This window comes from Stenotrophomonas sp. 107298_Sma (assembly GCF_056480345.1).
In genome coordinates, this window is the sequence record NZ_CM151094.1 from 2,884,503 (window position 1) to 2,904,376 (window position 19,874).

20 protein-coding genes and 1 pseudogene are annotated in these 19,874 nt (G+C 64.2%); 8 read left to right on the top strand and 13 right to left on the bottom strand.

What is annotated here, in order from left to right; genetic code table 11:
- Nucleotides 1–55: 55 nt before the first annotated feature.
- Nucleotides 56–2,434, top strand: a complete 2,379-nt coding sequence (ppsA, locus tag ACZK2G_RS13580; RefSeq protein ID WP_046986290.1) for a phosphoenolpyruvate synthase — start codon at nucleotides 56–58, stop codon at nucleotides 2,432–2,434.
- 136 nt (nucleotides 2,435–2,570) lie between these two features.
- Nucleotides 2,571–3,464, top strand: coding sequence for a mechanosensitive ion channel family protein (locus tag ACZK2G_RS13585; protein WP_136638193.1), 894 nt, complete (start codon nucleotides 2,571–2,573; stop codon nucleotides 3,462–3,464).
- Nucleotides 3,465–3,592: 128 nt separating this feature from the next.
- On the opposite strand, the gene ACZK2G_RS13590 is transcribed toward ACZK2G_RS13585, so the two are convergent.
- The 5 genes from ACZK2G_RS13590 to ACZK2G_RS13610 all read right to left on the bottom strand — a co-directional run bounded on the left by ACZK2G_RS13590 (nucleotide 3,593) and on the right by ACZK2G_RS13610 (nucleotide 7,488).
- Nucleotides 3,593–4,708, bottom strand: a complete 1,116-nt coding sequence (locus tag ACZK2G_RS13590) for an alkene reductase (protein ID WP_337302705.1) — start codon at nucleotides 4,706–4,708, stop codon at nucleotides 3,593–3,595.
- A gap of 186 nt (nucleotides 4,709–4,894) precedes the next feature.
- Entirely contained in the window at nucleotides 4,895–5,767 is an 873-nt protein-coding gene (locus tag ACZK2G_RS13595; RefSeq protein ID WP_046986287.1) for an EcsC family protein, read from the bottom strand.
- A 114-nt stretch (nucleotides 5,768–5,881) separates the two neighbouring features.
- Entirely contained in the window at nucleotides 5,882–6,454 is a 573-nt protein-coding gene (gene orn / locus ACZK2G_RS13600; RefSeq protein WP_046986286.1) for an oligoribonuclease, read from the bottom strand.
- Nucleotides 6,455–6,528: 74 nt separating this feature from the next.
- Nucleotides 6,529–7,053, bottom strand: a complete 525-nt coding sequence (tadA, locus tag ACZK2G_RS13605) for a tRNA adenosine(34) deaminase TadA (RefSeq protein ID WP_136638195.1) — start codon at nucleotides 7,051–7,053, stop codon at nucleotides 6,529–6,531.
- 75 nt (nucleotides 7,054–7,128) lie between these two features.
- Nucleotides 7,129–7,488, bottom strand: a complete 360-nt coding sequence (locus ACZK2G_RS13610) for a winged helix-turn-helix transcriptional regulator (protein ID WP_057501872.1) — start codon at nucleotides 7,486–7,488, stop codon at nucleotides 7,129–7,131.
- A gap of 78 nt (nucleotides 7,489–7,566) precedes the next feature.
- On the opposite strand from ACZK2G_RS13610, the gene ACZK2G_RS13615 reads away from it, so the two are divergent.
- From ACZK2G_RS13615 to ACZK2G_RS13625, 3 genes are all read left to right on the top strand, one after another.
- Nucleotides 7,567–8,334 carry an NAD(P)H-dependent oxidoreductase gene (locus ACZK2G_RS13615; protein WP_478473594.1) on the top strand — a complete coding sequence of 256 codons (768 nt, stop codon included), beginning with the start codon at nucleotides 7,567–7,569 and terminating at the stop codon, nucleotides 8,332–8,334.
- A gap of 68 nt (nucleotides 8,335–8,402) precedes the next feature.
- Complete coding sequence (locus ACZK2G_RS13620; protein ID WP_337302704.1) at nucleotides 8,403–8,840, top strand: acetyltransferase; 438 nt, start codon at nucleotides 8,403–8,405, stop codon at nucleotides 8,838–8,840.
- Between the two features lie 58 nt (nucleotides 8,841–8,898).
- On the top strand, nucleotides 8,899–9,105 hold the full coding sequence (locus ACZK2G_RS13625) for a hypothetical protein (RefSeq protein WP_136638198.1): 207 nt from the start codon (nucleotides 8,899–8,901) through the stop codon (nucleotides 9,103–9,105).
- Between the two features lie 22 nt (nucleotides 9,106–9,127).
- Here the strand turns inward: ACZK2G_RS13625 and ACZK2G_RS13630 are convergent, their stop codons facing one another.
- Nucleotides 9,128–9,625, bottom strand: a complete 498-nt coding sequence (locus ACZK2G_RS13630; protein ID WP_136638199.1) for a GNAT family N-acetyltransferase — start codon at nucleotides 9,623–9,625, stop codon at nucleotides 9,128–9,130.
- Nucleotides 9,626–9,893: 268 nt separating this feature from the next.
- Between ACZK2G_RS13630 and ACZK2G_RS13635 the strand changes: the two genes are divergently transcribed.
- From ACZK2G_RS13635 to ACZK2G_RS13645, 3 genes are read left to right on the top strand one after another with little or no spacing between them, the layout of a single operon-like run.
- Nucleotides 9,894–10,550, top strand: a complete 657-nt coding sequence (locus tag ACZK2G_RS13635) for a hypothetical protein (protein ID WP_248298421.1) — start codon at nucleotides 9,894–9,896, stop codon at nucleotides 10,548–10,550.
- 43 nt (nucleotides 10,551–10,593) lie between these two features.
- On the top strand, nucleotides 10,594–11,247 hold the full coding sequence (locus ACZK2G_RS13640) for a hypothetical protein (protein ID WP_046986279.1): 654 nt from the start codon (nucleotides 10,594–10,596) through the stop codon (nucleotides 11,245–11,247).
- Nucleotides 11,244–12,569: an XVIPCD domain-containing protein gene (locus tag ACZK2G_RS13645; protein WP_046986278.1), complete on the top strand. Its 1,326-nt coding sequence runs from the start codon at nucleotides 11,244–11,246 to the stop codon at nucleotides 12,567–12,569. The genes ACZK2G_RS13640 and ACZK2G_RS13645 overlap by 4 nt, the downstream gene beginning before the upstream one ends.
- A gap of 54 nt (nucleotides 12,570–12,623) precedes the next feature.
- Here the strand turns inward: ACZK2G_RS13645 and ACZK2G_RS13650 are convergent, their stop codons facing one another.
- The 7 genes and pseudogenes from ACZK2G_RS13650 to ACZK2G_RS13680 form a co-directional block, all read right to left on the bottom strand.
- A complete protein-coding gene (locus tag ACZK2G_RS13650; RefSeq protein ID WP_478473595.1) occupies nucleotides 12,624–13,898 on the bottom strand; it encodes a hypothetical protein in 1,275 nt (424 codons plus the stop codon).
- Between the two features lie 97 nt (nucleotides 13,899–13,995).
- Entirely contained in the window at nucleotides 13,996–15,000 is a 1,005-nt protein-coding gene (locus ACZK2G_RS13655; protein ID WP_046986276.1) for an XVIPCD domain-containing protein, read from the bottom strand.
- Between the two features lie 57 nt (nucleotides 15,001–15,057).
- Complete coding sequence (locus ACZK2G_RS13660) at nucleotides 15,058–15,594, bottom strand: hypothetical protein (protein ID WP_032129521.1); 537 nt, start codon at nucleotides 15,592–15,594, stop codon at nucleotides 15,058–15,060.
- A 493-nt stretch (nucleotides 15,595–16,087) separates the two neighbouring features.
- Nucleotides 16,088–17,101, bottom strand: coding sequence for a hypothetical protein (locus ACZK2G_RS13665; RefSeq protein ID WP_478473596.1), 1,014 nt, complete (start codon nucleotides 17,099–17,101; stop codon nucleotides 16,088–16,090).
- 338 nt (nucleotides 17,102–17,439) lie between these two features.
- A pseudogene (locus ACZK2G_RS13670) lies at nucleotides 17,440–17,856 on the bottom strand (type IV secretion system protein); the annotation flags it as partial.
- Between the two features lie 250 nt (nucleotides 17,857–18,106).
- On the bottom strand, nucleotides 18,107–18,703 hold the full coding sequence (locus tag ACZK2G_RS13675) for a DUF4189 domain-containing protein (protein WP_428710128.1): 597 nt from the start codon (nucleotides 18,701–18,703) through the stop codon (nucleotides 18,107–18,109).
- Nucleotides 18,684–19,835: a TrbL/VirB6 family protein gene (locus ACZK2G_RS13680; protein WP_337302701.1), complete on the bottom strand. Its 1,152-nt coding sequence runs from the start codon at nucleotides 19,833–19,835 to the stop codon at nucleotides 18,684–18,686. The genes ACZK2G_RS13675 and ACZK2G_RS13680 overlap by 20 nt, the downstream gene beginning before the upstream one ends.
- Nucleotides 19,836–19,874 lie beyond the last annotated feature (39 nt).

The window sequence follows — 19,874 nt, forward strand, 5'->3', positions numbered from 1 at the left end:
CTACGGACGCGGCCACTCAGCCCGCCTCGGGCGATGGCCAAACGGAGCATCGCGCTTGAACGAGAACATCCTGTGGTTGCACGAACTGCGTCTGGCCGACCTGGCCCGCGTAGGCGGCAAGAATTCCTCGCTGGGCGAGATGATCGGCAATCTGGCCGGTCTGGGCGTCTCCGTTCCTGGAGGTTATGCGACCACGTCTGAAGCCTTCAAGGACTTCATCGCGCACAACGACCTGTCCAAGCGCATCTTCGACAAGCTGGCCACGCTGGACGTCGAAGACGTCAACGCGCTGACCGCCGCCGGCAAGGAGATCCGCAGCTGGGTGATCGACGCGCCGCTGCAGCCGCAGCTGGACCAGGACATCCGCACCGCCTACGCCAAGCTGAGCGCCGAAAACGGCGGCGGCGACGTGGCCGTGGCCGTGCGTTCGTCGGCCACTGCCGAGGATCTGCCGGATGCGTCCTTCGCCGGCCAGCAGGAAACCTTCCTCAACGTCACCGGCGCCGACGACGTCGTGCACAAGGTCAAGGAAGTGTTCGCCTCGCTGTACAACGACCGTGCCATCGCCTACCGCGTGCACCACGGCTTCAAGCATGAAGACGTGTTCCTGTCCGCCGGCGTGCAGCTGATGGTGCGTTCCGGCGTCGGTTCCTCCGGCGTGCTGTTCACCCTGGACACCGAGTCAGGCTTCCGCGACGTGGTGTTCGTCACCTCCTCGTTCGGCCTCGGCGAAATGGTCGTGCAGGGCGCGGTCAACCCGGACGAGTACTACGTCTACAAGCCCACCCTGCAGGCCGGCAAGCCGGCGATCCTGCGCCGCTCGCTCGGCAGCAAGGCGATCCGCATGGTGTATTCGGATGTCCCCGGCGAGCGCGTCAGGATCGAGGACACCCCGGCAGAACTGCGCAACACCTTCTCGATCAGCGACGAGGACGTGCAGGAACTGTCCAAGCAGGCGCTGGTCATCGAAAAGCACTACGGCCGCCCGATGGACATCGAGTGGGCCAAGGACGGTGTCAGCGGCAAGCTGTTCATCGTGCAGGCGCGCCCGGAGACGGTGAAGTCGCGCAGCCATGCCACCCAGATCGAGCGCTTCGCGCTGACCGAAAAGGGCGGCAACGTGCTGGCCGAGGGCCGTGCCGTGGGTGCCAAGATCGGCGCCGGCGTGGCCCGCGTGGTGAAGACGCTGGACGACATGAACCGCGTGCAGCCGGGCGACGTGCTGATCGCCGACATGACTGACCCCGATTGGGAGCCGGTGATGAAGCGTGCATCGGCCATCGTTACCAACCGTGGTGGCCGTACCTGCCACGCCGCGATCATCGCGCGCGAGCTGGGCGTGCCGGCCGTGGTCGGTTCGGGCAACGCCACCAAGGTCATCGAAGATGGTCAGCTGGTCACCGTCAGCTGCGCTGAAGGCGATACCGGTTTCATCTACGAAGGCAAGCTGGGCTTCGAGCGCACCACCACCGATCTGGGCAACATGCCGCCGGCACCGTTGAAGATCATGATGAACGTGGCCAACCCGGAACGTGCCTTCGACTTCGGCCAGCTGCCGAACGCCGGCATCGGCCTGGCGCGCCTGGAAATGATCATCGCCAGCCACATCGGCATCCACCCGAACGCGCTGCTGGAATACGACCGCCAGGATGCGGCGACCAGGAAGAAGATCGACGAGAAGATCGCCGGTTATTCCGACCCGGTCGGCTTCTACGTGGACCGCCTGGCCGAAGGCATCGCCACCCTCACTGCCTCGGTCGCACCGAACGCCGTGATCGTGCGCCTGTCGGACTTCAAGTCCAACGAGTACGCCAACCTGATCGGCGGCAGCAACTACGAGCCGCACGAAGAGAACCCGATGATCGGCTTCCGCGGCGCCAGCCGTTACGTCGACCCGAGCTTCTCGGCCGCCTTCGCGCTGGAGTGCAAGGCCGTGCTGCGCGTGCGCAACGAAATGGGCCTGGACAACCTGTGGGTCATGATTCCGTTCGTGCGCACCCTGGAAGAAGGCCGCAAGGTCATCGAGGTGCTGGAACAGAATGGCCTGAAGCAGGGCGAGAACGGCCTGAAGATCATCATGATGTGCGAAGTGCCGTCCAACGCACTGCTCGCCGATGAGTTCCTGGAGATCTTCGACGGCTTCTCGATCGGCTCCAACGACCTGACCCAGCTGACCCTCGGCCTGGACCGCGATTCGTCGATCGTCGCGCACCTGTTCGACGAACGTAACCCGGCGGTGAAGAAGCTGCTGTCGATGGCGATCAAGGCAGCACGTGCCAAGGGCAAGTACGTCGGCATCTGCGGCCAGGGCCCGTCCGATCATCCGGATCTGGCCGAGTGGCTGATGCAGGAAGGCATCGAGTCGGTGTCGCTGAACCCGGACACCGTGGTCGATACCTGGCTGCGCCTGGCCAAGCTGAAGGCCAACGGCTGAGACCGTGATTGCTGAGGGCTGACGTCGCTTTCATCGGCGCCGGCCCATACTTCAGCTGCATGCAAGCCCCGCCTCTGCGGGGCTTGTTGTTTCTGGCGTCTGCGCGCGCCACCTCCCCCGCTGCAAAGGAGCCCGCATGCTCGCCACTGCCCAACCTGTCCCCGTCGCAACGCCATGGTTCCATTCCCTCGACTGGGAGCGCCTGCTGGAGACCTACGGCGTGCCATTGCTGGCCGCGATCGTAGTGCTGCTGGTCGGCATGTGGGTGGCACGACGCCTGTCCAATGCGATGCCGCGCGCCACCGCGCGCATGGGCGTGGACCCGATGCTGGGCAGCTTCCTGCGCAACGTGGTGTATGCCACGTCGCTGGTGATCGTGGTCGTGCTGGCCATTGGTACGCTGGGCGTGCAGATCACCCCGCTGCTGGCCGTGCTCGGCACCGCCGGCCTGGCGGTGGGCCTGGCCCTGAAGGATTCGTTGTCCAACATCGCCTCGGGTGTGATGCTGGTGACGCTGCGTCCGTTCCGCGTCGGTGATGTAGTGACGGTGGCCGGACAGACCGGCACGGTGCGCGAGGTGCGCATCTTCCAGACCGTCATCACTGGTGCCGACAACCAGCACACCACCATTCCGAACACGCTGATCACCGCCGCACCGATCATCAACCTGACCGCCGAACCGACGCGCCGCGTCGAACTGGTGATCGGCATCGGCTACGAGGACAACATCCAGCTGGCACGCGACACCGCGCTGCAGTTGATGAAGGCCGACCCGCGCGTGCTGCAGACGCCAGCACCGGACGTGGTGGTGTACGAACTCGGCGCGCATGCGATCAACCTCGGCATCCGCTGCTACGTGAAGTCGGCCGACTGGTTCGGCACCAAGGTGACGCTGCTGGAGCAACTGAAGCTGGGCTACGACAAAGCCGGTATCAACATTCCGTATCCGCAGCAGGACATGCACCTGTACCTGCATGGCAAGGATGGCGGCGTGATCGAGGCCGACGCGCTGGTGCGCGACAAGCCTTGATCGGGAGTGCCGACCAACGGTCGGCACCCACCCACCGGCGATCCGAGATTGAAATGCCGGCCAGCGGCCGGCACTACCCTGCCCCGCACGCCCCGGTAGTGCCGGCCGCTGGCCGGCAGCCTCCGGGATCAGGCGGCGACGCTTTCTTCCAGCGTCGGGTAATCGGTAAGCCCGACCGCGCCACCGCCAAAGAATGTCGCGCGATCCGGCGGATTCAGCTCCGCCCCCAGACGCAGGCGCTCGGGCAGGTCCGGATTGGCAATGAACGGGCGGCCGAAGCCGATCAGGTCGGCCCAGCCTTCGGCCAGTGCCCGCTCCGCGCGTTCGGCGGTGTACTTGCCGGCGTAGATCAGCGTTCCCGGATAGATCATCCGCAGCGCCTGCTTGAACGCCACCGGCATCAGCGGTGCGTCGTCCCAGTCGGCCTCGGCGATGTGCAGGTAGCCCACGCCCAGCCCGCCCAGCAGGTGTGCCGCAGCCAGATAGGTGGCCTGCGGCGTGTCGTCCACCGCGCCCTGCAGGGTGGTCAGCGGCGCCAGGCGCACGCCAACGCGCTCACCACCGGCCACCGCCACCACCGCCTCCACTACTTCACGCAGGAAGCGCAGCCGGTTCTGCAGCGCGCCACCGTAGCCGTCGGTGCGCTGGTTGGCCTGCGAATCGATGAACTGGTTGATCAGATAACCATTGGCCCCGTGCAGTTCGACGCCATCGAAGCCGGCGGCCAGCGCATTGCGGGTGGCCTGCGCGTAGTCGGCGATGATGCCCGGAATCTCAGCCTCGGCCAGCGCGCGCGGCATCGAGTGCTGGATCATCTCGCCCACGCCCGCTTGCGGACCAGCGCCAGTAGGATCGACAAACACCTTCACGCCTTCGGCCAGCAGCGCCGACGACGACACCGGCGCGGCACCACCGGGCTGCAGCGCGACGTGCGAGACCCGACCCACGTGCCACAACTGGGCGTAGATGCGACCGCCGGCAGCGTGCACGGCGTCTGTCACCTGTCGCCAGCCCTGCACCTGTTCGGCGCTGTGGATGCCCGGGGTCCAGGCGTAGCCCTGGCCCTGCGGGCTGATCTGGGTACCTTCGCTGACGATCAGGCCAGCACCGGCGCGCTGCGCGTAGTAGGCGGCCATTTCCGCAGTGGCAACGTTGCCGTCGGCGGCACGCGAGCGGGTCATCGGCGGCATCACGATGCGGTTGGGCAGGGCCAACAGGCCCAGAGGGTGGGGAGTGAACAACATGGCGGCGATCTCTTGCGGGGGGACTGACCGCAAGGATGGGGATGGATGCCGCAGCGCAACAGGCGGATCGTGGCAAAACAGTTGTGCCTGGCAGGCAAGGGTCAGAGCCCTTCCTGCGGAAGGGATCTGACCCTGTGCGAGGTCGGAGTCGGATCCCTTTCCGCAGGAAAGGGCTCTGACCCACCGTTACAACGTGGGCTCGATCAACGCCCCGCCGTGCGCCACGCGGTCATAGCAGGTGCGCACCACGTCTTCGCCGTACTTGCGCTCCAGCCTGCGCACGATGAAGTGGCCGCGCGCCATGTCCTGGTAGTAATCGGTGAACATCGTATTGAGTGTCGCACCGGCAGCTGCACCCACGATCGGCACCGCCTGCGCGGCGAATTTCTCGGTAACCACCACGCCGAAGCGCGCGGCCACCTTCTCCACCATCTTCGCCAGCAGCTTGCCGGCTTCCTTCGGTGCCACGCCCAGGGTCAGGTCACGGCCGGTCACCACGCGCCCGGCCAGCTCAGCCGACAGATGGCGCATCACATCGGTGGTGAAGCCACGGGCCAGGTAATAGCCAGTCTCGCTGGCGTCATCGCGCGGCGAGTTGCCGCCCAGCGCGAACACCTCCAGGCACGCCTGGCGGGTACTGAACTCGGACAGATCGAAGCCTTCGCTGCGGGCCACGTCGGCCACGGCACGCATCATGATGGTGGTCGACACCGGCAGCTCGATGAACAGCGCGGCAAAACCAAAGGCGCCGCCAACCGCACCGGAGGTCGCTGCGGCCAGCTTGTGCCAACGTGTGGATGCCCCCTTGCCGGGGGTGTTGTCCATGCTCCACAGCGCCGCCTGCGCCGACTTGGTCAGCGCGGCCTGCACCGCGCCGTGGATGCGATTGGAGACCGAGCTGGGCAGCGCCTTGACCGCGAACTCCAGCGGCGTGCCGACCAGATTGGCCATGCGCGCGGTCAGGGTCGGCGCTTCCAGCAGGGCCACCGCTCGCTGCAGGTCAGACCAGTCGCGGGCGTCGTGGGCAATATCGCGGGGGAGCAGGATGGGCTCGTTCATGGCGCCGATCTTAGCGCCAGGGAGTTGAACGGAGAGTGGTGCCGGCCGCTGGCCGGCAACCTTATACACCTCACGAAAGTCCTGGAACTGCCGGCCAGCGGCCGGCACTACCGGTCAAGAGGTCGGCAACCCCGACAGCGCGCCCATGAACTGGCGATAGTGGCGCAGCTCGGCGATCGAGTCGTGCACATCGCTCAGCGCGGTGTGGTTGCTGTTCTTGCCAACGCCGGCGGCCACGGTCGGTGCCCATCGCTTGGCCAGTTCCTTCACCGTGGACACGTCCAGGTTGCGGTAGTGGAAGTACTTCTCCAGGCGTGGCATCTGGCGGTGCAGGAAGCGACGATCCTGGCAGATCGAGTTGCCGCACATCGGCGACAGGCCGGCCGGAATCCACTGCGCCAGGAAATTCACCGTCTGCGCTTCAGCCTGGGCAAGGGTCACCGTGCTGTCCACCACACGCTGCCACAGACCCGAGCGGCGGTGCTGGTTACGGTTCCACTCGTCCATCGCTTCCAGCGTTTCCAGCGGATGGTGGATGGCGAATTCCGGACCTTCGGCCAGCACGTTGAGCTGGGCGTCAGTGACCACGGTGGCGATCTCGATGATCGAATCGTTGTCGGTATCCAACCCGGTCATTTCCAGGTCGATCCAGATCAGTCGTTCGTTGGCCGCGCCGTTGTCCGCCATGTGTCGCCTCGTTGCTGGGCAGGCGCGCGGCCTACCGGTGATGGAAAGAGGCGCCCATCATACCCGTTCGCCCCTCAGGCCTCGCCGGCATGGTCTTCCAGCAGCAGCGGCGGCTTGCCGCGCTTGGCGCGGAAATAGTTGGTCAGCCGCATGCTGGCTTCCTTGGCCAGCACTCCGCCGTGGATCTCGACGCGGTGGTTGTGGCGGGCATCGCCGAGCAGGTCGAACACGCTGCCGCAGGCCCCGGTCTTGGGATCGCTGGCACCGTAGACCAGTCGTGCGACGCGCGCATGCACAATCGCCATCGCACACATCGCGCACGGTTCCAGGGTCACATACAGGGTGCTGCCGAGCAGGCGATGGTTGGCGAGCAGTTTTCCACCTGAACGCATGGCCACGATCTCGGCGTGCGCGCTGGGGTCGTGCGAGGCGATGTTGAGATTCCAGCCTTCGCCCAGCAGCTGGCCATCGGCGCTCACCAGCACGGCTCCCACCGGAATCTCGTCGAACTCGCGCTGCGCGCGCTCGGCCAGCGCCAGCGCATGGCGCATCCAGTGTTCGTCGGTGTCGTGCACCGGCACGCCCAGGGCGTCGGTCATGGCGGTTCTCGCGTGTCTGCAGGGCCAGGATGGCCGCCGGGGCCGCATTGTACGCCCGCGGCCGTGCAGGTGCCGCTAGCGCGCGTCGAAGCGCTCGCGGGCCGCGTCCAGTGCGGGAAAATTATGCTCGGCCCAGCGGTCCAGGGCGGACAGCGTCTCGACCAGACCGCGCGCGACCTCGGTCAGGTGGTACTCCACATGCAGTGGTTTGCTACCGAGATCACACCGCTCGACCAGGCCATTACGCTCCAGCTGCCGCAGGGTCTGGGTCAACACCTTCTGCGAGATGCCTTCGATCTTCCGCAGCAGCGCACCGTTGCGTTGCGGGCCCTGCGCCAACGCCGGCAACAACAGCATCACCCACTTGCCCGAGATCAGCGCCAGCGCATCGCGCGCCGAGCAATCGGCGGCATAGACATCTCCGGGAAAGGCCATGGTTACCTCAAGGTGCGTAATTGCCGGGGCATGCCGGCACCGCGAGGATGGTCGCACACTCCTCGAACACCTCGCTCCATGCGCGCCCTGATCCTGCTTGCCCACCCCGAACCCCGCTCCTTCAACGCCCACCTGGCCGTGCAGGGGGCCGAGCAGCTGCGGCACGACCACCTGCAGGTGGACGTGGTCGACCTTTATGCGGAAGGCTTCGATCCGCTGGAAGCGGCCTGGCACCATCCACGGCGCCTGCAGCCCGAGCGCTTTGATGCCCAGCGCGAACAACGCTACAGCGCCGAACACGACCAGTTGCCCGCCGATGTGCAACGTCACCTGCACCTGCTACGGGCCGCAGACCTGGTGATCCTGCAGTTCCCGCTGTGGTGGTTCGCGGCGCCGGCCATCCTCAAGGGTTGGCTGGACCGCGTGCTGGTCTATGGGCCGATGTACAACAGCCGTCAGCGCCACGAACATGGCGTGATGCGCGGCAAGCGTGCACTGCTGAGCGTCACCACCGGCTCATCGGCACGGGCGTGCGCGGTTGATGGCCGCGAGGGTGACACCCGGTTGCTGCTGTGGCCGTTGATGTACAGCCTGCGCTACGTCGGCTTCGAGGTGATGGAGCCGCATATGGTGCACGGCGTGCGCTCAGGGCATGCAGCGGAGCGTAAGCAGGCCCACGACGAGGCGCTCGCCATGGCTACGCGCAACTATATGGAACGGCTTGCCCGGTGGAGGCAGTGGCCGATCGTGCCTTTCAACGACAGCGGGGACTTCGAGGATGGCGTGGTGCTGCGCGCCGAGGCAAAGACCCATAGCCCCTTCATCCGCCATCGCAACGATGGATGAGTGCGCGCCCGCACCTGCAGCCGGAAGGCTTCATAATGCGCACTCTTCCGAAGCACCTTGGTGAACCCATGACCACTCTGCGCCCCTCGCGCGCCGACGACGGTGTCGCCCTCGTCGACCTCTGGCGTCGCGCCGTCGACGCTACCCATGACTTCCTCAGTGCCGAAGACCGCCAGGCCATCGATGCCGAAGTAGCCGCTTTCCTGCCGCAGACGCCGATGACCGTCGCCGTCGATGCACAGGACCAGCCGCAGGGCTTCATGCTGATCGATGGCACCCACCTGGAAGCGCTGTTCATCGATCCGGACGCGCGCGGCACCGGTATCGGTCGGCAGCTGTTGCAGCATGCGCTGGCGCTGCACCCGCAGCTGAGCACCGACGTCAACGCACAGAACGCGCAGGCCGTAGGCTTCTACCTGCGCATGGGCTTCGTCGAAACCGGTCGCTCGCCGCTGGATTCGCAGGGCCGCCCGTATCCGCTGATCCACCTTCGGCATAAGGCCTGACATCCGTCGGCAGCAGCCGCGTGCTAGCGTGGCTGCTTTCGATCAAGGAATGCCGTGCATGGATGGTGCAAAAGCGCTGTTTACCCTGTTTGCGCTGGGAATCAGCCTGGTCTGGATCCTGGTGCCGTTCGCCATCTTCGCTGTGCGCAATCTGCTGCGTGAGGTACTGGTCGAACAGCGCCGTACCAACGCACTGCTCGAGCATATCGGCGGCTACCGCATTCCCAAGCCGCAACCCGAACCGACCGTCTGGCGCGCGCCCTGAGCTGCAGCGCGCCAGGTCCGGCTCAGGCCGTCGCCTCGAAGGCCGGTGAGTACTGCACCCCGCCCTGTGCCACCGGAGGCTGCAGGCAAAGCGCCTGGAAGTACTCTGCCGGCACGCCCGGCAGCACCAGGCCCGGCTCGGCACGGAACCCGAAGCGCCCGTAGTACGCCGGCTCACCCAGCAACACGCAGCCGTACGCGCCCTGTTGGCGCAGGGCTTCCAGAGCCGCGTGCATCAGGGCCGCGCCAACGCCCTGCCCCTGCCATGCGGGCAATACCGAAATCGGGCCCAGGCCGAACCAGCCGGCGCTGCCATCGCTGACCGTCACCGGCGACAGGGCAATGTGGCCGACCACCTGGCCCTGAGTTTCGGCGACCAGCGAAATGCTCAACTCCCCACGCGAACGCAGCGCATCGACGATGAACTGCTCGGTGTGGCTGCTGTGCGGGGCTTCGCGGAAGGCGGCCTCGGTGAGTGCGCGGATGGCGGCGTGGTCGGCCGTGGTTTCGGTGCGGATCATGCAGCTCAAGGAGAACGCCTTTGATAATGTGATGAATGTGTGAATTATTGATTTACGTCGCAGATTCCACCGCGAACAGACCCTGCCAGCAAGTCCAACGCGACGCCCGAATCCCCTGTGCTGCAATCGATTCGCCGGAATACACCGCATCGGGCGCGTCAAAAAGCCGTCGCGACGGTGGCGCAGCATTCCTGACACGCTCCATAATCGAGAAACCTGTCACCCAGGAAGGATATATGGACATGGACGCACGATGCAGGATCAGGCCATGGGAGTAGTGCTCCCTGAAAGGAAAAGGCAGCCGCTGCTGGCGTTGCTCGCCCTTATCCCACTGGCCGCATGCTCGCCCTATGCTGATGCCGAACGCGACGTCGCCGCTGGTGGGCGCGGCTTGGCCAAACTCAACCCTGCACCAAAGCAGGGCTACGAGCTGGTACTGACACTTAAGGATGCCCCTGGTCCATTCACGGTGGTCGAGGGCGTTGCCCAGTACGACGTCAGCAACCACAAGGACTGCGGCCGGGTCCTGAGGGCGACCGGTACCGCCAGCCGTATTACCAGCCAGGAGCTCGTCACGCTGCGCAAGGTCGGTGAGAACGAGTACCGCGGTACGTTCTACCTCGACCGCATGCAGGACCAAGACTATTACGATCGCGGCGTCTGTCATTGGACACTGACCGGAGTTGGTGCGATGTTGCGCGCCACGACCGACGAAGCGGACACTCGATTCCTGACGTTCGTCGACAAGGAGCGCATGGAGAACGAGTCTCCTCTGACGCTCTACTACCCAAAGTTGATCTATCCACTCGCCGCCACCGTCGCCAACTATGGCGCCAGTGGCGAGGAGAATCCATCAGAGTACAGCGAAGATCTGCGCGACGCGCTGTTCTCGACCACGACCACTGTGCAGAAACTCGCGCCATGAGCTGCCAGTTCAACCATCCATCTACCCCCAAAGGAGGCCGACATTGCGCCACAAGATGATCCCGTGCCTTGCTCTGCTTCTATTGACCGCCTGCAATCCGGAGACCGCCATGAACCAGGAACGTGCCGCTGCTGAAGCCGATGTCGCCCAGGGTGGGCGTGGCCTCGCCAAGCTCAACCCCAGCCCGCGCAAGGCCTATGAACTGGTGCTGCGCCTGAAGGATGCCCCCGGTGATTTCGCGGTGGTTGAAGGTGTCGCGCAGTATGACGTGACCAACGAAGACCAGTGTGGGCACATCGAACCTGCCACCGGTACCGCCGCACGTATCACCAGCCAGGAACCGGTGGAGCTGCGCAAGGTCGCCGACGGCGAGTACCGCGGCACGTTGTATGTGGACCGCATGCTGGATGAGGACTACTACGGCCGCGGCGTGTGCAAGTGGGAGTTCAGCGGCGCAGGGGCGATGCTGAAGGCAACGGGTGCTGAAGGCGAAACGCGCTTCCTGACCTTCGTCGAGGCCAAGCCACTGACCGAAGGTAGCGCGCATACGCTCTACTACCCGGACGCGGCCTATCCGCGGGCTCCGCTTGCTGCCAACTATCCGGCCACGGGCAAGACCAATCCTGCAGACTACGTAGCCGAGCTGCAGGGCAAGCTGTTCACCATGAGCCTCAGCGCCAGTGAGGTCACCCAATGACCATCACCTCTCAGGACTACGCCGCACTTTCCGATGACGCCTATAAGGATCGTGCAGTCGGGCGACGGGCTCCGGGCCAGGAAGAGAAAGTCACGCTCAACGGACACGAGTACAAAGTTCTTGAGCATGTCGACAATCGACTCAACGGCTACCAAGGCACCATTTACCAACGCACCGACACCAACGAGATCGTCGTCGCTCATCGCGGCACCGAACAGATTGCTCGTGATGCAATCCTCACCGACGGAGGCATGGTCGTTGCCCGCACCAATGTGCAGGCCCCCGATGCCATCGCCCTGACCAAAAGCGCGCTGGACTACGCGAAGCAGGAAGCTGCATTTGGAGGCCGCGCGCCCCAGGTCACCGTCACAGGCCATTCCCTCGGCGGCGCCCTGGCCCAGATCACCTCGCACCACTTCAACGTCAAGGGCGAGACCTTCAACGCCTACGGCGCGGTCAGCCTCAGCTACCGCATTCCGGAAGGCGGCAACACCATGATCAACCACGTCATGGCCTCCGATCCGGTCAGTGCTGCATCGCCCCACTTCGGCCAGGTCCGCATCTACGCCAAGCCCGATGAAATCAAGACGCTCGCGGCAAACGGCTTCAGCAATCACGCCCTGCGTGATCTGATTCCAGACCGTCCGATCATCGCGGCCACCAGCTCATTCGGCGCGCACAAACTGGGCAACTTCCTCAACGAAGGCTCGGTGCTGAAGCACCCGGAAACGCAGAAGCTGGCGAAAGACAACGCCAAGATGATCGAGGAGTACCGCGACGACGTGGAATCACTGCGTCGTGGCGTCACCCGCGCGGCACGCGGCATCCCGGGCGGTGCCGTCGATCTGTACGACCACATCCGTGGCCCGCTGCAACCCGGTGAGCCGGCCCGTCGCGAGGCGGAGAAGAACGGCCACCACACCAGCATGCTGCGCATGGACGATGCCACTCATCTTGGCAACCCGCTTTTCAACGACGCGATCCGTGGCGTGCATGCGCAGGACGTTCGCGTCGGCCGCGTGCCGGATGTGATGAGTACGCAGTTGGCCGGTAGCCTGGCGGCGGAGATGCACGCTGCAGGCGGCAAGCGCATCGACGAAGTGGTGATGAATGCCGATGCCTCGCGCAGCTTCGCGGTGCAGGGCCAGGGCGGCGACCCGGCGCATCTGCGCGTGTCGGTGGACACGGCCGTGGCGATGAACACCCCGCTGGAGCAGAGCAGCCAGCGCATTGATCAGCAAGCCGCGGGACAGCGTCTGGCACAGGACCGCGATCAGCAACTGGAACAACAGCAGAACCAGACCCGCAGCATGCAGGCCTGATGAACAGCGCGGGAGCCGGTCATTCCGGCTCCCGCGTCACTTCGGCCCTCTGCCTCAGGGGCTGGAGGCCGCGACCGGCGCGGACGCACCGGCGGTCACGAACAGATCCGGCCCGGAATCCGGGAAGCCACCACAGGCGCGATCGCCCGGTGCTACCGGATCACAGGGCCACTGCGCCCGCGCGACCTTCTCACGCAGCTCGAAGCGATCCCCAGTCCAGACCACGAAGGCCAGGTGCTCGCGGTTCCAGTCACTGTAGGCACGCGGACCGACCTTCTGCGCCGTCTCCGGGTACTGCACGAACCAGCGCATGGCCGGGCCGTACTGCAACTTGCTGTGGTCCAGGCTGATCCGGCCGTCGCGCGACAGCTGCCGCGCACGATCGGCCTCCGTCACCTGGGGCATGGCCGGCATGGCATCGGCGGTCACATCCCTCGGCGCGGCGTCCCCGCGAACCTGGTACACACGCTGGGCCACATAGGCCTCGCGGCAGTCACCCGCTGGCACACGTACCGGCTCCGCGCCGTACTCATCGCGGTTGGCGACCCGGTCGCTGCAGGTGAACGGTGCCGACACCAGGTAGAACGTGCTGTCGGCGTCGCGTCCTTCCAGCGAGCGCACCCAGATGTCGCCCATCCGCGCGATGAAGTCCGGGCGCTGGCCGTAGCCGGGCACCGCCTTGAACCAGACCTTCTGCCGCACCTCACGCTCGCGCCAGCTGCGTGGCAGATGGATGTCCTGTTCGGGCAACGCGACCAGAACGGCTGCGAGGTGGGCCGGCATCGGTCCCTCGCAAGCGCCGATCAATAGATCGCCCTGTGTCGCCAGGCGACCGGCCAGGTCGACCGGGCAGCGGGCACCAAGCGCGCGTTCGGTGGCCTGCTCGGGCGGTAACGGCACGATGACCAAGGCGGGTGGCGCGGGAGCTACCGCCGGGACGGCTGGCTCGACGACGGCAGGCGGTGCAGCGACAGGCGCCGCCGCTGCGGGTGCAACGGGCACAGGCGTCGGGTCTGCAGCCGGCGCCGGCTGCGCGTCCACCACAGGCGTCGCAGGGGGTGTCACGGCAGCCGGCACTTCGGGAGCCGGCGCCGCGACAACGGCTTCAGCCGGCATGGGTGCTGCAACAGACGCCGTCCCTGCAGGCGCGTCAACGATCGCCTCGGCGGCGATGGGCGCCTCCACGACGGGCGCCGCTGTCTCCTGGGCCTGTGCCTGTGCCGACGCTGCGGCAAGTCCAAGTGACAGCAGCCAGAGCGGCGGCAGGCGGCGCGCGGATGCATCGCAGCGGGCAGCGACGTGCCGGGCATTCGAGGGAACGATTCGCATGTGGTGTCCTTCCGAGTGGGTTTCCATGTCGGCGCCACAGGGCGCCACGCGTCGTACGTAAAGCGCCGGCGGGTCCCCTGCCCGCCGGCATCAGGTGTTACAGGGATCGAGAACGCTGCTCCTGCTCGCGGGCGAGCGCGGCCGCCGGGTCCTGCTGGGCGACACTGGCAGCCAACTGCTGGCTGCTCTGCGCCAGCGGCTGCTGGGCGGCCTGCTCCCGGTCAACGGACGCACGCAGCATCGCCGGATCCCCCAGCGCGCCCTGCACCGCAAACAGCGTGCGCCCGTCGTTGCCCGCCAGCAGATGATCGATACGCGACAGGCCGGCCTTCTGCGCCCCCAGCGCCAATGCGCCAGCGGTATTGTCGAGCGCCTGTGCACTGCGCAGTCCATTCTGTGGTCCCATCTGCTGCAGGTGCCGGCGCGCATCCTCGAACAACGCGTTGCCGGGCTCACCGGTCTGCGACATGTCTCGGGCAACACTCTGCGCCGGCGCACCGACTTCGCCCCGCTCCAGCCGCGCCATCACATCAGGCGTCAGCTTCTGCTGCCACGCATCGAATCGCTGCTGGCGGGCCTCGATGCCGTTCAGGCCACCATTGATCGCGCGCGTCGCTTCGCGCACATCCTCGCGCGCCGCCTCCGGTACCCGCGTCTGCCACTGCCACACCGCAATACGGCCTGCGTGCTCGGGCTGCGCGGCCAGTTCCGGCTGATTCACCAGATCCAGATCCAGCGCCTTGCCGGCACGCTCATAGTTTTCCTTGCCGACCAGCGGCAGATAGCCGCGGCCGTGATACTTCAATGCGTCGCCGGGCGCATCATTGCCCATGCGCCCGCCGTACATCAGCTCGGCCAGATTCTCCGGACGGCCGCGCAACGCGTCCTGGCGGGCGCCCTCAAGCGCGCCATTGCCATTGCGCCACGCCGCTTCCACCGGGATCTGCGAGATACCCCGCGTGAAGTTGAAACTTTCATTGAGCCGGCTCAGGCCACGGGACTCGTGCCCGGCCTGCGCCATGAAGTTGGCCAGTTCCCGGGACGAGGTGATGCCGGCCTCCGTGGCCTGCCGCAGCAACTGCGACTCTCTATCCTGCGACACGGTGAAACTCCTGCTCGATCATCGTTGGGTACTCCCGCCTCCTCACAGGCATGGCACTCAGGGCAAGCTCACGTCGGCGACAACGGACGGATCGAAATCCTCGAACCGCACCCGACCAAGTTCGGCCGCCGAGAAATCGCGTGTATGACTGGCCTCGGTCTCGGTGTCGACCACCCTGCGCTGCACGCCATGCACCCAACAGGCCTCGTCGGCCGGAACGTAGCGGAACGTGTAGATGCTGCTCCAGCGCTCACGGCTCCCACCGTTGGTGATCACACTGAAAGCGCCATCCTCGATGGTCACGTACGCGAAGGGGTCGCCGGCAATGCCCCCACGGGTGGAGCACGGCACCAGCTTGTCGTTGCGCGCGGCCAACTGCCATCGGCCCGCGGCGTCACCCAGCAGCAGCAACAACACCCGGTTAGGACCGTGCTCGCCGGGCACCAAGCCGTCGGGTGCCGGTTGATCGATCACCAGCAACTGGTCGTCGATCCCGTTGCCGGTGAGATCGCCGCGTACCGCCTCCAGCAGGTTCGCGCCGGACGGAACGAACGCCAAGGCATTGTCCATGTGTACGCCACTCCCCTTCTGCATCCCCTGCGACTCCTTCAATCCTGACTTTCCAGTACCCGCGCGACGACCGGGAAACCATGCGCTGCGCTGCAGGCTCCGGTGTCCACCATGGCGGATGATAGCCCCGGCCCTGCGGCGTCTGCGATGGTCGCAATCAACATCCGCATCGTGGGTCGTCAGAGTCCTCATGGACGGAAAAGCTCCTGCGTTCGATGGCACCGATGCGTCGGGATTTTGACGCGCACGCAGCTTACTTCGAGGAGGCGGGGCTCGTCGAAGGGAGCTTGGGATGAAAAGTGCACTTGATCACAGAAAAAGCGCAGTTAACGTGAATGGTGGCTTATCCGAAAAACAGATCCGCGGTGGATGGCGCCGGGGATGCATCGCCCCCGCAGCCCCGCAGCCCCGCAGCCCCGCCGGCCCGAGGTTGCGCGACAAGCGTGCGCTGCTTATGCGGATGGGTGCGGGACCCTGCACGCCCTTTATCGCCTCGCGTCGTGACCAGCAATCGCGATCAACGCAACTGCTGCGCGCATGCGGCTCCTTGTGTGGCGTAGTCACGGATGTAGCCGTCCATCGTCAGCACCGTGATATCGCATCGATTGTTCACGTCACTGATGACATGCCCGTAAACGTTCAGCCCCTGCACACGCTCGCCACGATGCAGGTACAAAGTGCGCGAACCATCGGCCCCAATCTCCACACGATCCGGTGTGCCCCATGTCCGCACGAATTCCTGCTCTGTCTTGCCGATCCACAGGTCAATGAGATTGTTGCGGCCCACGCGGTTGGCTGCTCGATGCGACTCGTCCAGAGCCTTGGTCGTCTCCTTCTGGCCACGCGCCAGATTCGCCTCCAGGCTGCGCTCAGTTCGGTCCATTTCGGCGTCGGTCGGCCGATAGGTGAATGCTGGTCGCTTGCCGTCCTTCCACAGGTCGCCCCAGATGAAATCAGCAGGTGATAGGCCGACGTCACCGATGGACAGGAAGCCGCGCTTCATCATTTCCGCGGGTACTTTGGCCTTGGGGTCAGGCCCCACGAGACAGGCAAACCGCACCAGTTGCACCTGCCACGGCGCGATCGCCTCGGTTCGCGGTTCGAATCTTTCCGGTGGGACATCCTCCATCGGGCGATCGCGCCACTGGACCAGGCTCATCCTCATGTCCACGGTGTTTTGTGAACAATTCACCCAGTACTTTCTGATCAGTCGATTTGGCTTGATCGCGTTCTCGTAGATGGTGTTGACCTGGATCTCGTATACCGGTTCCGGACCAGCGACCGGCTCACCGGATTTTGGTGGCTTTCTACGGCGCAATTGCTTCAGGTACGCATTCTGCTCCGCCGGCGTGGCACGCTGCAGGAAACCGACCAGATCCGAGCGGTCGCTGAGCGTTTGCGCATCGACCACCCATGCCTCCCGGTTCGGCGTTTCGCCACCGGTGAAAATGACCCAGCTATCAGTGGCATGTGCCGACGAAGCTGATACCAGCCCTCCAATCAGCAGGGCTACACGGCAGGGATTCTGCATGATTCGTTCCTTCGAATGGCGCGAAGACTTACGGCAATGCCAATGGTTCCTTATAGCACGGCCTAGCCCGCCACCTCGAACGACGCTCATTCTTAGCGCAAAGCCGGCGCATTAAGCGTGAGCGAAAGAAAGAAACAGCCAACTTCTCAGCAGGCCACCCTCAAAAGAACCATGTATTTCACATTTCTACTCCGTACGCATGGGGGCTATTGATTGCCGGGATGTGCAGCTCTGAGACCGGATTCGGCAACCCTGGCGGATTCCGACGACGGAAGGGTTGAACGTGCGGCCGCATGTCGATCATGCGCACCACTGTCTTGGCCGGACTACCCCTTCTCCGGAGCGGCCGGCGTGTAGTAACTACCCGGAGGCTGCCCACTCAGTCCCGGCGCCTGTGCCACCGGGCTGCCACCCATCTGCGAATATGCCATGAAGCTACCCAAGGTGCCCTGGAAGAACATGGCCGCTATTGGGGGCGCAGTCAGAATCAGGGTCGCCAGGATCAATCCCATGCCGCCCTGCTGCATCGCCTGACTGGTCATGCCGTCGCTGGACGCCCCCATCAGCGGGAACTTGTTCACCAGCGCTGTCACCCAGAACGACGCAGACACGCGAATCACCATGTCCAGCGCAATCGAGACCATGGCTGCCAATACCGCCATGGAGAACATGGTTCCAATGCCGTAGAACAGCCATCGCTGAAACAACTGCTTGGTCTTATCGAACAATAGATGAAGGATGAACTGCGCCCCAAGACAATGCACTCAGCACTACAGATTAAAGTTCGTAGAGATACTAATTGCAGAAAGAAATTTGATCTTCGAGAGCAACTTCAACGCACTTAATTTGACTGAACCTATGGCCAGCGACTCCAACCCCAAAGGCAAAGTCCACGTCCTAGGCGGAAGTGAGAAATAGAAATAGCCCGCTTCTCAGCAGGCCACCTCTAAAACAAATGAGCAGAACCTCGGCGTGCAACAAAGCTCACCCAACGCGAGGATTCCATCAGCGGAAAGGCTTAAACTCAGACATGCTGCACGCAGAGTAGATAACGGTACAACTGCGCCCCTTACCCTCGGATTCACAACGGCGCACTGATTCCGCCTTCGCATCCTCTTCATTAGGTGATCGATACGCCACGGTTGTCACGTCGGCCAGGGGTACTGAGCCAATCACCGGGCCGGCTAGCGCGGCGCATTGATTGTGGTACTCAAGAATAACTTTACACTTCTGCCCCCCCATGCGCTGACATTCAGAGAGCGCGAGAGACCTGGCTTCTCTCTTTGATTTTTTGACCTCTGCCACACCAATCGCCAAATTCTGGCCTACTTGATGGTCTGCGTCTTGCGCCAAAGCACCCCACCGGGTTTCCCACTTGCCAGTTGGCATGGGGCCATTGCTCTCACCACTAGTTTGACCGCCCGGAATTGGCGCACAACCTCCTACGCCCTGCCCTCCCACCGGGTACTGCCCTGGGGGGCACCGCCCTTCTGCCAACGCCACATTAGAAATAACGAGCAGCAAAAGCACGACAATGCACTTCATACTTACACCTCTATCAATCGACACTGTCATTTCACGCTCAGGCACCAGCCTGCCCATACTTTCCAGTATCTTGCTTGATCTCACCTGATCGCCCAATACCGTAACCAGAAGTCGCGCCGTGGCCGGAACTGACCGATGGAGCACTGGAATGATCCTTTGTCTGGGCTGGCGAATAGTAACTACCCGGAGGCTGCCCGCTCGGTCCCGGCGCCTGTGCCACTGGGCTGCCACCTATCTGCGAATATGCCATGAAGCTACCCAAGGTGCCCTGGAAGAACATGGCCGCCATTGGGGGCGCAGTCAGAATCAGGGTCGTCAGGATCAATCCCATGCCGCCCTGCTGCATCGCCTGACTGGTCATGCCGTCGCTGGACGCGCCCATCAGCGGGAACTTGTTCACCAGCGCTGTCACCCAGAACGACGCAGACACGCGAATCACCATGTCCAGCGCAATCGAGACCATGGCTGCCAATACCGCCATGGAGAACATGGTTCCGATGCCATAGAACAACCATCGCTGGAACAACTGCTTGGTCTGGTCGAACAGAAGGCAAAGAATGAACAACGGTCCGAATCCGATGAACAACGCCATTGCTACTTCGTAGAGCAGAAGCATTGAACCCGCAGTTACCGCTGGACCACCGGTGCCGAGGCCGATGAACCACATGGCCCGGGTCTTGTCTTCCTGCAATCCAGGGTCATTCAGAATCTTGATGCCATCAATGCTGGACAGCGCCACCTGCATCCAAGCCAGACTCTTGTCGATCTGCTCTTCCGGCTTCTGATCCTTGCCAGTGACAACATGGGTGATCAGGCCCTTCACGTCCTCGGTCAGGAACTCATGAAGATCGCGCCCGAACATGCCCATGCTGGTGGCAACGGCCACAATCAACGCTGCGCGTGCCATGTTGGTTACCAGGACCATCATCGAGTCGCGGCTGCGGCCTGTAACGATTCGATAGCCTTGGATCAGCACCCACAAGGTCATGAGGGTCAGCGCGATGCCGCCCACCCACGCCATCATGTTGTCCATCAGGTCGAAGCCGAACTTGCCGATCCTGTCCCGCAGGTAGTCCAGGATCAGCTTGAAGAACACGAAATCGCCAATCGACTGGACACGTGCGACGTGCCCCATCAGATCCTGGAATCCGCCCGAAAAATCAAAGTTGGCAATCGACCTGATCGTCATACCCACATTCCCTTGGTAATACTGCAATCACATGAGGGG

What these genes read in the sequence shown, in the direction of transcription:
- ACZK2G_RS13665 (WP_478473596.1), bottom strand. Translation starts at nt 17,101, where the DNA reads ATGCAGAATCCCTGCCGTGTAGCCCTGCTGATTGGAGGGCTGGTATCA.
- ACZK2G_RS13615 (WP_478473594.1), top strand. Translation starts at nt 7,567, where the DNA reads ATGCGCGCCCTGATCCTGCTTGCCCACCCCGAACCCCGCTCCTTCAAC.
- ACZK2G_RS13630 (WP_136638199.1), bottom strand. Translation starts at nt 9,625, where the DNA reads ATGATCCGCACCGAAACCACGGCCGACCACGCCGCCATCCGCGCACTC.
- ACZK2G_RS13610 (WP_057501872.1), bottom strand. Translation starts at nt 7,488, where the DNA reads ATGGCCTTTCCCGGAGATGTCTATGCCGCCGATTGCTCGGCGCGCGAT.
- orn (WP_046986286.1), bottom strand. Translation starts at nt 6,454, where the DNA reads ATGGCGGACAACGGCGCGGCCAACGAACGACTGATCTGGATCGACCTG.
- ACZK2G_RS13595 (WP_046986287.1), bottom strand. Translation starts at nt 5,767, where the DNA reads ATGAACGAGCCCATCCTGCTCCCCCGCGATATTGCCCACGACGCCCGC.
- ACZK2G_RS13650 (WP_478473595.1), bottom strand. Translation starts at nt 13,898, where the DNA reads ATGCGAATCGTTCCCTCGAATGCCCGGCACGTCGCTGCCCGCTGCGAT.
- ACZK2G_RS13635 (WP_248298421.1), top strand. Translation starts at nt 9,894, where the DNA reads ATGGGAGTAGTGCTCCCTGAAAGGAAAAGGCAGCCGCTGCTGGCGTTG.
- ACZK2G_RS13625 (WP_136638198.1), top strand. Translation starts at nt 8,899, where the DNA reads ATGGATGGTGCAAAAGCGCTGTTTACCCTGTTTGCGCTGGGAATCAGC.
- ACZK2G_RS13660 (WP_032129521.1), bottom strand. Translation starts at nt 15,594, where the DNA reads ATGCAGAAGGGGAGTGGCGTACACATGGACAATGCCTTGGCGTTCGTT.
- ACZK2G_RS13645 (WP_046986278.1), top strand. Translation starts at nt 11,244, where the DNA reads ATGACCATCACCTCTCAGGACTACGCCGCACTTTCCGATGACGCCTAT.
- ACZK2G_RS13620 (WP_337302704.1), top strand. Translation starts at nt 8,403, where the DNA reads ATGACCACTCTGCGCCCCTCGCGCGCCGACGACGGTGTCGCCCTCGTC.
- ACZK2G_RS13675 (WP_428710128.1), bottom strand. Translation starts at nt 18,703, where the DNA reads ATGGGCAGGCTGGTGCCTGAGCGTGAAATGACAGTGTCGATTGATAGA.
- ACZK2G_RS13590 (WP_337302705.1), bottom strand. Translation starts at nt 4,708, where the DNA reads ATGTTGTTCACTCCCCACCCTCTGGGCCTGTTGGCCCTGCCCAACCGC.
- ACZK2G_RS13680 (WP_337302701.1), bottom strand. Translation starts at nt 19,835, where the DNA reads ATGACGATCAGGTCGATTGCCAACTTTGATTTTTCGGGCGGATTCCAG.
- ACZK2G_RS13585 (WP_136638193.1), top strand. Translation starts at nt 2,571, where the DNA reads ATGCTCGCCACTGCCCAACCTGTCCCCGTCGCAACGCCATGGTTCCAT.
- tadA (WP_136638195.1), bottom strand. Translation starts at nt 7,053, where the DNA reads ATGACCGACGCCCTGGGCGTGCCGGTGCACGACACCGACGAACACTGG.